The following is a 12322-nucleotide window of genomic DNA, read 5'->3' on the forward strand; positions in this document are numbered from 1 at the left end:
TCAGGGGGTGGGAAGATCAGGCGTACATTCGACAACAGCGCATGTCGGCAGCAGCTGATGTGCTGGGCCAATAGTCTGCGGCTGCAGGTGCTGTTGAGTTCTTGTTCACAATGGAAGTGTGCAGCGTAACAATGCTAACTTGCAAGTAACAATGGACGCTATGGTCCGCATATTGAGACAAAAGCGCTTAATGTGCTGCAGATCACGATTCTGAGGAATGGTCAGATTACTGATCATTTCCCCGGTTTTCCGTTCACAGAGACTCAGTAGGTGAACATAATTCGGCCCTACCCTTGCGGACAACCCTTTTCTTCAGAGGTGCCGGGAATGCCGAAATCACCCATCCGCGTGGGTTCCTCTGTCCAGCGGCTCCCGGATTCGGACACGGAAAATGCCTCATCCTCCAGCACGGAACGAGAGTTCGAGAGACAAGCTGTCGGAGCACCGTAGACAGTGGCTGGACCGACCAGCCGCCACTCCCCGGAAGTACCCTGCTGGGTAGGCTGGGATTCACAGCTGAGGCACAGGAACCCCATAGGCCCGGCTAACCGATCGATCGGAGAGTTGTTCCATGGCCACTTCGTACTCCATGACCAACAACCTCCCCCAGCTCTCCCACCCGGACGGATCCCCCATCCGCGCCCTGGTGGTCGACGACGAGCCAAGCCTGTCCGAGCTGATGAGCATGGGACTGCGTATGGCCGGATGGTCGGTCGCGGTTGCTGCGGACGGCCCTGAGGCAGTAAAACTGGCCAAGGACTTCCGCCCGGACGTCCTGGTTCTTGACGTGATGCTCCCGGGGTTCGACGGCGTCGAGCTGCTGGGCAGGATCCGCGCCTTCGCGCCCGAGGTGCCCGCGCTGTTCCTGACAGCCAAGGACGCCATCCATGACAGGATTGTGGGCCTGGCGGCGGGCGGCGACGACTACGTCACCAAGCCCTTCAGCATGGAAGAAGTCTTGCTGCGGCTGCACCGCCTGGTCCAGCGCTCCGGGGTTGCCGCCATGGACACAGCCGAACTGGTGGTGGGGGACCTGGTGCTCAACGTGGACACCCGCGAGGTAACCCGGGCGGGCGGGCAGCTGCAGCTCACGGCCACGCAGTTCGAGCTGCTCCGCTACCTCATGGAAAATCCCAAGCGCGTCATCAGCAAGGCGCAGATCCTGGACCGAGTCTGGGACTACGACTTCGGCGGCCAGGCAAATATCGTTGAGCTTTATATCTCTTACCTGCGCAAGAAGGTGGACGCCGTGCACCCGCCCATGATCCACACTGTGCGCGGCGCCGGGTACGTCATCAAGCCTGCAGAGTAGGCGAACCATGGCATCACCTCGGGCAGCCGAGTCCCACCGCCGGAGCTGGTTCAGGCCCGGCACCTGGCACCTGCGCACCCGGCTCATCCTCCTGGCCATGGCCCTGCTGATTGCCATCTGCGGTGCGGTGGGCGTGGCCAGCTATGCCTCCATGGATGCGTTCCTCACCCGCCAGTTGGACGAACAGCTGAGCCAGGCGGCGGACCGCTCCAACAATCCGGGCCGCCCTCCTGGCGGGGGCTTCAACGGCCGGGATCCGTTGGACGCCCGGGGCCAGAGTGTGGGAACCCTGAACGCCCGCATCCTTAACGGGCAGGTCAACAGTGCTGGATTCCTCGCCTCGGACACCACGCGCTCTGCGCTTTCCGCCGAGGACAAGCAAGCCCTGCTGGCATTGGCGGCGGACGCACCGCCCGCGGACCGCAGGCTGTCGAACGGTGACTACCGCCTGATAGCGGTGACGACCGATTTTGGTGACGTCCTGGTGACCGGGCTCCCCCTCGCCGCCAAGCAAAGCACGCTCGCCTCCCTGGTATGGACGTTTATGTTCGTCTCCCTGGGGGGCCTGATGCTGATCGGGCTGGTGGGCACCGTCCTCATCCGCCGCACCATGAAGCCCCTTGAACAGCTTTCCGAAGTTGCCACGCGGGTTTCGCAGTTGCCGCTCGACGCCGGCGAGGTGGCGCTCGCGGTGCGTGTCCCGCCGTCGAACTCCAGTCCGGGAACGGAAGTGGGCAGCGTTGGGCATGCACTGAACCTCATGTTGGACAACGTGGCAAATGCGCTGCAGGCGCGGCAGAGGAGCGAAACGAAGGTGCGGCAATTTGTGGCGGACGCGTCGCACGAGCTGCGCACTCCCCTGACCGCCATCCGGGGTTACACCGAACTGATGAGGATGACCGAGGACTTCACCCCCGACGGCCAAAAGTCCCTGGCCCGCGTTCAGAGCCAGTCGGAGCGGATGACCGCTTTAGTGGAGGACCTGCTGCTGCTGGCCCGGCTCGATGAGGGTCAGCCCCTCAAGCTCGCCGAGGTGGATCTCACCCAGCTGGTGATCGAAAGTGTCAGCGATGAAAAGGTCATGGCACCCGGGCACAACTGGCGGCTGCAGCTTCCGGACGAGCCCATTGTGGTCAACGGCGATCTCTCCCAACTGCGCCAGGTGTTGATGAATCTGTTGTCGAACGCGCGGAAACATACGTCGGCAGGAACCACTGTTGTTACCGGGGTGGGCAGGACGGCGGACGGTGCTGCGCTGGTAACGGTAACGGACGACGGCGGCGGGATCCCCACGGACTTCGTGGACGACGTATTTTCTCGCTTCGCCCGCGCAGACGCGGCCCGAAAGGGCGCGGGAGACGAGTCCGGGTCTTCAGCGGCTGAAGGGACGAGCGGTCTTGGGCTGTCCATCGTGGAGTCCATTGTTGAAGCCCACGGAGGAAGGGTAACGGTGACGTCACAGCCTGGGCGTACCGAGTTCGCCCTGCGGCTGCCTTTGGCGTGACCAGTCAGCAAGCCGACGCGCCGTCGTGGTGACCTCTGTTACCAAAATGTGACTTCTTCGCTCCATTCCTGTACTGTCGATTGGGTGCGGTTCGGCGTTCGGGCCGCATATCCGGATTACGCCAAGCTCTGCCACTTCCCGGATTCCGCTTGAGCAAAGGCAGAGGCGGGGGACCCACCGTCCCGGGCACTGATTGCCCTTGGGGTTAAGCCAGCACGTGAACTTTCCGTGTGGCCGGATGCCCTCATCCGAACCCGACAGCTAACTCCGCAGGTGTGAGAGGCGATTCATCATGTTCAAATTCCTGGCACAACCACGCCCGAAAACCGAGTCTGCACCGCAGGCCGGACCGGAAACCGGCAAAATTTCTTCCTTCGGCAGGCGCGCCGCTGTAGTGGCCGCATCCTGCGCACTCCTCGTTGGAGTGGGAGCTGCGGGACAGGCTACCGAAACCAGCATCCGCGTAGCCGCCACCGAGACCCAGGCCGCCAAGGCGCAGTCCAACCTCAGCATCGAGAAGAGCGAGATCACGGCCAATCCCGCGCCCAAGTCCGCTGCCCCGGCCCTGCCGGACATCAATGTGGTTCCGCAGGCGGCCGAGCCCGCACCGGCACCCAAACCGGTACCCGCTCCCAAGCGTGCTCCGGCACCCGCTCCTGCACCTAAGCCTGCCCCCGTCGTCGCGGTCAATGACCCCGCCGGCGCCCAGGCTTATGCCGCCAGTGAGCTGGGAAACTACGGTTGGGCTCCGGACCAGATGCAGTGCCTTAAGACACTGTGGACCAAGGAATCGGATTGGACCACCACAGCCACCAACCCGAGCAGCGGCGCCTACGGCATCGTGCAGTCCCTGCCGGCTGAGAAAATGGCCAGCGCCGGTGCGGACTACCGCACCAACTACCGCACGCAGATCAACTGGGGCCTGGACTACATCCAGGAGCGTTACCAGTCCCCGTGTGGTGCCTTGAACTTCCACCTGTCGAACAACTGGTACTAAGCCCACCGGTTACAACAAAACACGTCAGCCGCGCGGCCCGCACCTTTTAGAGGGGCGGGCCGCCCGGCATACTGTGAACCATGAAGTTCACCACCACCATCCAGGGCAGCGGCAATAAGACCGGCATCGAAGTCCCGGAGCAGGTTGTCTCGGAGCTTGCGGCTGGAAAACGTCCACCCGTGGTGGTGACAATCAACGGCAAGAGTTACCGCAGCAGCATTGCCGTGATGGGCGGGCAGAACCTTATTTCACTAAGCGCAGCCAACAGGGAGTTCGTTGGTGTCGCGGCAGGAGAAACCGTGGAAGTGGAGCTGGACCTGGACACCCAGCCCCGGATTGTGGAGGTGCCTGAGGACCTCGCGGCCGCATTAGCCGCAGAGCCGGCCGCCCAGGAGTTCTACGCCACCCTGAGCTACAGCGCGCAGCGCCGGTACCTGGAACCGCTGGGCGAAGCCAAAACTGCGGAAACCCGCTCGCGGCGGATTGCCAAGGTGGTGGCAGACCTCAAAGCCGGAAAGAAATGACCGTCCGGCCCTCATCGTCCTTGTCCGCCTGGGCGTCGACTGCACTGTAGTCAGGGATGTGCAGTACCCCGGCCGGCAGCGGCCCGGTGTTTGGTCCCACCGCTACGGTTCTGATGCCCGCCGCGACTCCCGCGGCTATGCCGGCGGGGGCGTCCTCGAACACAACAGCGTCGGCGGGATCCACGCCCAGACCAGCAGCCGCCTTCAGGTATCCCTCCGGATCCGGCTTACCCCTGGTCACCAATTCCGCCGTGACGACTGTGGCCGGCATGGCCAGCCCCGCTGCACCCATCCGGATATCAGCAAGGATGCGGTCAGCCGAGGTCACCAGTGCGACGGCGTCTGCCGGCAGGGTCTCCAGCAGACGGGCCGCTCCGGGCAGGGGCACTATGCCCGCGGTACGAACGCGTTCCATGGCACCAAGTTCCGCTGTCAGTGCCCGCACATCTGACCTTGGCGGGGCGAAACGCCTGACGGTATCGCCTGCCTGCACGCCATGCGAGGTGCGGAGGATCTCCTCCAGGTCCAGCCCATAGCGGGCAGCGAATTCGCCCCAGACCTGTTCGACCACAGCCGTGGAGTCCACCAGGGTGCCGTCCATGTCGAAGAGGACGGCACGGCAGGTCAGGGTCCGCGTAGAAGCCGGCGTGGAGACGTTCACAGGAACCATTGTGCCTTAGGCGCCGCGACCGGGGATGTACTGGACGGCCCACCTGTTGCCGTCGGGATCGGCGAAATACACGAAGTGGCCCCAGTCCTGTATGTCCACGTCGCTGACGTCCACCCCGTTGCTTTTCAGGTGCTGGTGCGCGGCATGAATGTCGTTCACCACGAGCTGGAGGTTGGAGCCGGTGCCTGGAGGTGCGTCCGTAAGCCCGTCCCCAATGCAGATCGAGCAGGCCGAGCCCGGCGGCGTCAGCTGGACAAAGCGGATGGAGTCCGAGGGCCGCTCATCAAAGTCGGCATTGAACCCCACCTTGTTAACGTAGAAGTCCTTGGCGCGGTCCACGTCTGATACAGGGACATACACAAGTTCCAGTTTCCAGTCCATCCGCACAGGCTAGCGGCGGGACGCGGAATGGGAAAGGCTTGAGGACTACCCCGCAATGCCGTAAAGGCGGTCGCCCGCGTCCCCAAGTCCGGGCACAATGTATGACTTCTCGTTGAGCTTTTCGTCGATTGAGGCCAGGACGATGGTTACGTTGGCGTCCGCGAGTTCCTCCTCGAGCTTGGCCAGGCCTTCCGGAGCGGCAAGGAGGCAGATGCACGTGACGTCAGAAGCGCCGCGCTTAAAGAGGAACTTGATGGCTTCGCGCAGGGTCCCGCCGGTGGCGAGCATGGGGTCCAGGACGAAGATCTGGCGGTCCGTGAGGTTCTCGGGGAGGCGCTCGGCGTACGTGATGATGTCCAAGGTCTCCTCATCCCGGGCCATGCCGAGAAAGCCCACCTCTGCGGTGGGAACGAGTTTGGTCATGCCCTCGAGCATGCCCAGTCCGGCGCGCAGGATGGGGACCACCAGAGGAGTGGGCTTGGTGAACGCGGTGCCTACGGTGGTGCTGACCGGCGTTTCGATGGTGACGGGCTCGGTGCGCACCTCGCGGGTGGCCTCGTACGCAAGGAGTGTAACCAGCTCCTCCGTCAACTGCCGGAAGACCGGGGACGGGGTGTTCTTGTCCCGCAGGACCGTGAGCTTATGGGCGACCAGCGGGTGGTCCACAACGAGAGTGCGCATGGGTCAAAACTATCACCCGGCTGCCCGCGCCCTTCCGCCGCTAGCTCCCAGCACCAGTCCGCGAGGAGCCGCCGTCGCTCCCCCGCGAGGTGCTGCCGTCGCTCGTTCCTGATGAGCCGCCGCCGTTTCGCTGGGCGGCGCCGCCGTCGCGCCCCTCCGAAATGCCGGCGTCGCTATCCTGGGAGGTTCCCGCGCTGCCCGGGAGCGGCTCCGCACTGTGGTCCTCCCGAAGGACGGGATGCTCGAAGGTGGGTGCCGGGCCGGCATGCTCCCGCTTCCGCATCAGATGGAAGAGCCGGTGGGCAAGGATCACCATACCCACCCAGGCCAGGCCCAGGAACCACCCGGCCACGACGTCCGTCATCCAGTGATGCCCCAGGAATACCCGGCTCAGGCCCATGGCGATGATGAAGATAACGCCGGCGGTAATTGCGGTGATCCTGGCCCAAAGCATCTGAAACTGGAGGCACATGAGGTACACCAGGACGCCGATCACCACTGTTGTATTCAGGGTGTGGCCGCTGGGAAAGGACGGTGAGGTCTCAAAGGGCGGCACTGCTTCGGAGTGGTCCGGACGGGTCCTGCCCACCAGGCCCTTGCCCAGGGTGGTGGCCGTGGTGGAGACGAGGGCCGCGCCGCCCACCAGGACGATAGGCCGCCAAGTCCGGCTTAGGAGCGTCAGCCATGCCGTCAGGACGCTGGCGAGGATAGGCATGCCGATCCCGCCGCCGACGTTAGTGAAGCCGGTGGCGAAAGCGCTGACGGCGGGGTTCCGCAGCGACTGGGAGTATTCCAACGCAGGAATATCAAGGCTCGCCAGCCCCTCCTCGTCCACCACGTCCGAGTAGACCTCGGCTCCGAGCAGGGCCATGGCGAGCACCAGCGCCCCGCCAATGATCATGGTCAGCCCCAGGACGGCATAAGGCTTAATCCACTTGTCCACGCGGTCTCGGACTGTGCTCATTGTGCCTCCCGGCGGTGTACGTCACGGGCCTTGGGTATCCTTCGAAACTATCATTGAGCCATGGTCTCGGCAGAAAATACCCACGACGCCTGGATGGGCCTTGCCCTGGCGGAGGCCCGCCGTGCCCTTGCCACGGAGGATGTGCCGATCGGCGCCGTGGTCATAGGGCCCGACGGCGTCGTCCTGGGTTCCGGCCGGAACCAGCGGGAGGAGTTGGGAGACCCCACCGCGCACGCCGAGGTGGTCGCCATCCGCGAGGCCGCGGCCCGGCTGCGTAAGCTGTCGATGGCCGACGGCGGCAGCGGGGACGGCTGGAGGCTCGCCGACTGCACGCTGGTGGTGACGCTGGAGCCCTGCGCCATGTGTGCGGGGGCGATTGTCCTGGCACGGATTCCCCGGGTTGTTTTTGGGGCCTGGGACGAGAAGGCCGGAGCCGCGGGATCCGTGTTCGACGTGTTGCGTGAGCGGCGGCTTAATCATTGGGTTGAGGTTTACGCGGGGGTCCGCGAAGACGAATGCGGCGGGTTATTGCGTGAGTTCTTTGTGGGGCACCGCACACGGTTGTAGCCGCTTTCGTCTGCTTGCGACCCGGCCTGACGTTTAGCCGCGGAGGATGTCCAGCACTTGCGCTGCTGTCTGTTCCCAGCCCGGCAACCCGCCCCTCGTGTCCAGCGCCATGGCGCGCCACGTGTCCCTGGTTTCGCTGTCCAGCAGCCAGCGCCGAAGGACCGCGGCCAGCACGGTGGGGTTTTCGGGATCGTCGGTACCCGGAAATTGCACAGCCGCGCCGGGGAGGCGGATGTTTTCGCCCGCTCCCGGCGCGGCAAAGGTAAGGGCTTCCACAGCACCCGTTCCCGAGCGCACAACTGCCGGGATGCCGTGCGCCAGCGATTCGGTGACCACCATGCCGAAGGCCTCCGCGCGGGAAACCAGCACGCTCAGGTCCGTGCGGTTCCATTCGTCCTCGAGCGTCTGGCCTTTGAGCTCGCCCGCTACCCGCACTCGGTGCTCCAACCCGTGCGCGGCGACTGCTGCCCGCACCAGGCCTGCGTACTCCAGGTCGGCCGTGTCCGATCCAACCAGCGCCGCCGTCCACTGAAGGTCCTTGATCCGCGCCAGGGCTTCGACTGTCAGCAGCTGGTCCTTGTTTGGCAGGAGCGCAGCCACGGTGATGATGTGCGGTGGGAATGAACCTTTGGCCCCGGGTGCGGGCTCCGTACCCGGAAGGGCGACGCGCAATCCTCCTAAGCCGTGGCGTGCTTCGAGGACGCCGGCCGCCCAGCTGCTGGTACAGATGACTCCCGATGCCGCTCGGAGGGCCCTGGCCTCGAGCTCGTGGTGCGCCGGAGCCGGCATGTGCACCAGCACCCAGGTCTCCCGTTGGGCTTTGGCTGCGAACTCCAGTTCGTCCGGGGCGCCCATCGCGATCAGCCCATCCACTATGGTCACGACCGGCTCGTGCCTAACCTCCGGCTCCCATGCCCCCAGCGAGCTGCCCAGCCGCCGTCGTTCTTTAGCACTGGACTCCGGCCAGGATCCCTCGACCGCCAGCACGTCCACCTCGACGCCCAAGGTTTTCAGACCGTGGACCAGGCGCGCGTTGTAAACGTTGCCACCGGAGTTGTGGCGAATGTTGGCTGGTACGAGGAGCCGGACGGGTCGCATTGGAATCAGGCCGCGAGGTCCAGCGAGTAGGTGGCCCAGGCGTCGGGGTTCTCGCGCAAGGTGACGTCGATCCCGGCGAGCTGGCCGCCGTCGTCGTCATTCTTCAGCTTTTCCACCACTGACTGGGCGATGTACTCCGCCAGCGCCTCGGTGGTGCTGAGTTTGCCTTCGAAATCCGGGTGCTCGTCGAGGTTGCGGTAGTTCAGGCCGGCCAGCACGTCTTCGATGATGGTTCCCGCGGCGCCGATGTCCAGCACAATGGCGTCATTGTTGAGCGTCCGACGGCGGAAGGTGACCTCGGCGACAAACGTTGCCCCGTGCAGGGCCTGGGCGGGTCCGAAGGCCTCCCGGGGAAGGCTGTGGGCGATCATAAAGTGGCGGCGGACGGTCAGGCTGAACATGGGCTACCTCTGGTCTTCGCGGGTTGGGTCTTGGGAATTTCGGTCTTGGGGATATTCGATGACGTGGCACAGCGCATTCAGCGAGCCGTTAGCGAGTCCCTGCACCGTTTCGGGCAGCTCGGAGAATGGTGACGCTCCGGTAATGAAGGCATCGAACACCGGATCCGTCAGCAGGGATACGGCCAGGTCCAGGCGATCGGCGTTGGTCCTGCGGTGACGCCGGGCCCGTGCCACGACTCCTACCTGGCTTGCCCGTATGGACAGCCGGCGTGCATGGAAGTCCTCGCCCAGTGGCAGCGTGACCTCGCGGTTGGCGTACCAGGACATCTCGACGACGTCCCCCTCATCGCCTGCCAGCTGGAGGCTGCGTTCGAGCCCCTCCTGTGAGGCCGAGCAGTGAAACACGATGTCGCAGTCCGTGAGGGCGTCATCCGGGTGGGAGAAGTCCACACCCAGCGTATCTGCGAGCTGCTTGCGCCCCGGATCCAGGTCTACGAGCTGGAGGCGCTGCAGCGGAAAAGTCCTTAACAGGGTCGCGACCATACCGCCCACCAGTCCGGCACCCACAACGGCCACCCGGTCCCCCAGCCGCGGTCCCGCCTCCCAGAGTGCATTGATGGCCGTTTCCACCGTACCGGTGAGCACCGCCCGCCGGGAGGGGACGTCGTCGGGAACCCTGGTGAGCGCATCCGGCTCCACCACATACAGGTCCTGGTGCGGGTTCAGGCAGAACACACGCTGGCCTATCCACTCGGCGGGCCCCTCCTCGACAACGCCCACTGACAAGTAGCCGAACTTCACCGGCCCCGGGAACTGGCCCTCCTGATGCGGAGCCCGCATTTCCTCGGCCACGCGGGGCGGGACTAAGCCGTGGTGGACCACCATCTCAGTGCCCTTGCTGATGCCTGAGTACAGGGCACGGACCAGCGCTTGGCCGGGGCCGGGCGCGGGCAGCTCCTCAGACCGGAGTTCGCCGTGCTCCTTAGCTGTGGTCCAGTAGGCGGTTGCATGTAAGGGCGTCCGTGAATTAGTCATCTTGCTGATGAATCTAGCTGCCTGAGTGCCCTGGGGGAAAGTCTGACGGCACTTCCTCCCGCGGTGCGGACTACATAACTGACAAGCCGGCGTCCGTCATTAAGGATGCTATTCAGTAAGGGCAGGATTCATGCACCTAAACGCCAGCAGTCGCCTCGCAGGCCATGCGCCGCCATATCTCCCCGGTAGAGGGTCCTTGGGCAACCTATACCCGGGCAGCAGCCAGTCATCATAGGTGTCTTCCGGCAACTCTTCGTGCCAATACAGGTTCGCGACAGGCGGGTCGTCGGGCGGAGGCCAAAGTTGCGAACGGTCGTCCGGCACGCTGAGGTCCACAGGCACAGCAGACTCCGGCCAGTGGGGTGGTTCCCAGTCGTGGTGTTCGGCTTTGTAGTGTCTGCCGGTGGGTGAGGTCCAGCCGGGTGGCGCATTCTGGGTGGCCGGGGTGGGCTTCCAGCCGCTGGTGTGTTTGAGGCGGTGATGCTTTGGGCAAAGCTGGGCCAAGTTGCTGATTCCCGTGGTTCCGCCGTGCTGCCAGGCCTGAAGGTGGTCAATTTCGTTGTCCAGAGAGTTGTTGTTGCAGCCGGGAAAGGTGCATTTGCCGTCACGAAGCTGCAGTGCCTTTTTCATGGCTTTGGTCAGGCGGTAACTGTCGCGCCCGATTTCCAGCGGCGCCCCGTCGCGGGGGTCGACGAGGACCCGGTAGAACGAGCCTGCACCGTTCGCGACGAGTTGGCGTGCCAGCGACGGCGGAATGGGGCCGAAGCCGTCCAGCACCGCAGGCTCCTCGGTCAGGCCCATTAGGGAGAACACGGGAACGGTGACCAGGACCTGGGCCCGGATCCCCGAGGATAGGCCGGCATCGGTACCCGGACGTGTGGCGTCACCGGTTGCGGGACTGGCGCTTGCTGGGCTGGCGGTGTCGCCGAGGAGGCACCCGGCATACAGGTCCGTGCGCAGCTGGCTGAGGGTGCGGGCCTCGTCCGGTCCTTGTAGTCCGCGGGCGGTCGCGGTGAGCTTGTTCCAGACCGCGGTGGCGTGGTGGGCGGGAAGGTAGGCGGAGAGCCAGGCCATTCCGTCCTGATCGGGCCGGTATTCTACGCGCCGGTCGGCCACCCCTTTGGCGTGGCGTTGTTCGATGGATTCGGCGTGGTGCCGTTCCCGCCAGGTCCGGGCCTTGTGGCGGAACCGGTTGGCGGGCATCTCCCCGACCGTGGCGACCGTAGCGGGTTTTGGTGTTGCCGGGTCCAGGAACTGCGCTTCCAGGGCGGCGGCCCCAGCGGGTTCAAGACTGGCGGTCTCGTCCACCATCACCAGGGCGTGCTGCCAGCTAATCGTCCCTGCCTGCAATGCCGACAGTGTCAGCGGCAGCTCCTTGGCCAGGGCGTGGGATGCGGCCAGGAACGAACCCGCTGCCCGGGAACCAAGGGCCAGCAGGCCGCCGATTTCCGCGGCAATGGCCATCTCCTGCGCCTGCACCGGCGCGTCCGGCGGCGCTATCGCCCGGGCAGTGTCCGCGTACTTCACCGCAGCCCGGGCCTTCAGGCCCGCGAACCCGGCCTCCGCCTCACGCGCCCCAGCAAGGATGTCCAGGCACCCATCCGCCAAACCTGCCAATGGATCAGCCTCCGAGGGCGGCTCCGAACCACACCCGTCCACCTCAACGTTGAGCACGGCAAGAGCGGACTTGATGTCCTCAAATGCCTTCGCCACTGCTGCGTTCCCCATAAACCAATCATCCTGAGGGGGTCCGACAAAACAGGGCCTCTGGGCCTGTTCCTAGAAAGAATTTTTCAAACTTCTTTGGGCGCTTCCCCGAAACGGAGGAGAACGCCCAGCCCACTTGGAATTGAATCCGGTCCGCTTGCCCTCACCGACCGAAAAGAACCGCAACGAGAGACTGAAGAACACGCGTCGGGCCCCCAACGGTCCATCCCGTTTTGGGGATGGGCGCCTCGCTCCGGTACCCTATTGAGGTTGGTGACGTGTCCGAGCGGCCGAAGGTGCAACACTCGAAATGTTGTTTGGTGTAAAAGCCAACGTGGGTTCAAATCCCACCGTCACCGCCACTGCAAAAGCCCCCGGCTCCCTTGAAGAAGGGAACCGGGGGCTTTTCTCATATCGGTGCTTCAGCCTGTCAGCGAGGTTTCACAAGCTCAACCGGCGGGACTTCGACAGGCCCAACCGC

General features: G+C 64.6%; 13 protein-coding genes, 1 tRNA gene and 1 riboswitch. Of the genes, 6 read left to right on the forward strand and 8 right to left on the reverse strand.

Annotated elements, in window-relative coordinates; genetic code table 11:
- Window positions 1-571 precede the first annotated feature (571 nt).
- The 4 genes from CXQ88_RS05270 (at window position 572) to CXQ88_RS05290 (ending at window position 4337) form a co-directional block, all read left to right on the forward strand.
- The gene (locus CXQ88_RS05270; RefSeq protein ID WP_104043125.1) at window positions 572-1312 is read left to right on the forward strand and encodes a response regulator transcription factor; all 741 of its coding nucleotides are present in this window, start codon (window positions 572-574) and stop codon (window positions 1310-1312) included.
- A gap of 7 nt (window positions 1313-1319) precedes the next feature.
- Window positions 1320-2816, forward strand: a complete 1497-nt coding sequence (locus CXQ88_RS05275; protein WP_104043126.1) for a sensor histidine kinase — start codon at window positions 1320-1322, stop codon at window positions 2814-2816.
- A gap of 126 nt (window positions 2817-2942) precedes the next feature.
- A riboswitch (cyclic di-AMP (ydaO/yuaA leader) is annotated at window positions 2943-3103 on the forward strand.
- 5 nt (window positions 3104-3108) lie between these two features.
- Window positions 3109-3813: a hypothetical protein gene (locus CXQ88_RS21715; protein WP_181037428.1), complete on the forward strand. Its 705-nt coding sequence runs from the start codon at window positions 3109-3111 to the stop codon at window positions 3811-3813.
- Window positions 3814-3893: 80 nt separating this feature from the next.
- The gene (locus tag CXQ88_RS05290) at window positions 3894-4337 is read left to right on the forward strand and encodes a YdeI/OmpD-associated family protein (protein WP_104043127.1); all 444 of its coding nucleotides are present in this window, start codon (window positions 3894-3896) and stop codon (window positions 4335-4337) included.
- On the opposite strand, the gene CXQ88_RS05295 is transcribed toward CXQ88_RS05290, so the two are convergent.
- From CXQ88_RS05295 to CXQ88_RS05310, 4 genes are read right to left on the reverse strand one after another with little or no spacing between them, the layout of a single operon-like run.
- Window positions 4318-5007: an HAD-IA family hydrolase gene (locus CXQ88_RS05295; RefSeq protein WP_104043128.1), complete on the reverse strand. Its 690-nt coding sequence runs from the start codon at window positions 5005-5007 to the stop codon at window positions 4318-4320. The genes CXQ88_RS05290 and CXQ88_RS05295 overlap by 20 nt on opposite strands.
- Window positions 5008-5013: 6 nt before the next feature.
- Window positions 5014-5388: a glyoxalase superfamily protein gene (locus CXQ88_RS05300; protein WP_104043129.1), complete on the reverse strand. Its 375-nt coding sequence runs from the start codon at window positions 5386-5388 to the stop codon at window positions 5014-5016.
- A gap of 45 nt (window positions 5389-5433) precedes the next feature.
- Window positions 5434-6069, reverse strand: a complete 636-nt coding sequence (gene upp, locus CXQ88_RS05305) for a uracil phosphoribosyltransferase (protein ID WP_104043130.1) — start codon at window positions 6067-6069, stop codon at window positions 5434-5436.
- 40 nt (window positions 6070-6109) lie between these two features.
- Window positions 6110-7033, reverse strand: a complete 924-nt coding sequence (locus CXQ88_RS05310) for a phosphatase PAP2 family protein (RefSeq protein ID WP_104043131.1) — start codon at window positions 7031-7033, stop codon at window positions 6110-6112.
- Between the two features lie 60 nt (window positions 7034-7093).
- On the opposite strand from CXQ88_RS05310, the gene CXQ88_RS05315 reads away from it, so the two are divergent.
- Window positions 7094-7600, forward strand: coding sequence for a nucleoside deaminase (locus tag CXQ88_RS05315; protein WP_104043132.1), 507 nt, complete (start codon window positions 7094-7096; stop codon window positions 7598-7600).
- 33 nt (window positions 7601-7633) lie between these two features.
- Here CXQ88_RS05315 and CXQ88_RS05320 read toward each other — a convergent pair whose 3' ends face one another.
- From CXQ88_RS05320 to CXQ88_RS05335, 4 genes are all read right to left on the reverse strand, one after another.
- Window positions 7634-8698, reverse strand: a complete 1065-nt coding sequence (locus tag CXQ88_RS05320; protein WP_104043133.1) for a glycosyltransferase family 4 protein — start codon at window positions 8696-8698, stop codon at window positions 7634-7636.
- 5 nt (window positions 8699-8703) lie between these two features.
- Entirely contained in the window at window positions 8704-9099 is a 396-nt protein-coding gene (locus tag CXQ88_RS05325) for a 6-pyruvoyl trahydropterin synthase family protein (RefSeq protein WP_104043134.1), read from the reverse strand.
- Between the two features lie 3 nt (window positions 9100-9102).
- A complete protein-coding gene (locus CXQ88_RS05330; RefSeq protein WP_104043135.1) occupies window positions 9103-10134 on the reverse strand; it encodes a zinc-dependent alcohol dehydrogenase in 1032 nt (343 codons plus the stop codon).
- 108 nt (window positions 10135-10242) lie between these two features.
- Window positions 10243-11862, reverse strand: a complete 1620-nt coding sequence (locus CXQ88_RS05335; protein WP_104043136.1) for an HNH endonuclease signature motif containing protein — start codon at window positions 11860-11862, stop codon at window positions 10243-10245.
- Between the two features lie 251 nt (window positions 11863-12113).
- Here CXQ88_RS05335 and CXQ88_RS05340 point away from each other — a divergent pair.
- Window positions 12114-12203 (forward strand) — tRNA-Ser (locus CXQ88_RS05340).
- The last annotated feature ends 119 nt before the right edge of the window (window positions 12204-12322 follow it).

The sequence above is a fragment of the Arthrobacter sp. ZGTC412 genome, from assembly GCF_002929215.1.
Taxonomy (GTDB): Bacteria; Actinomycetota; Actinomycetes; order Actinomycetales; family Micrococcaceae; genus Arthrobacter.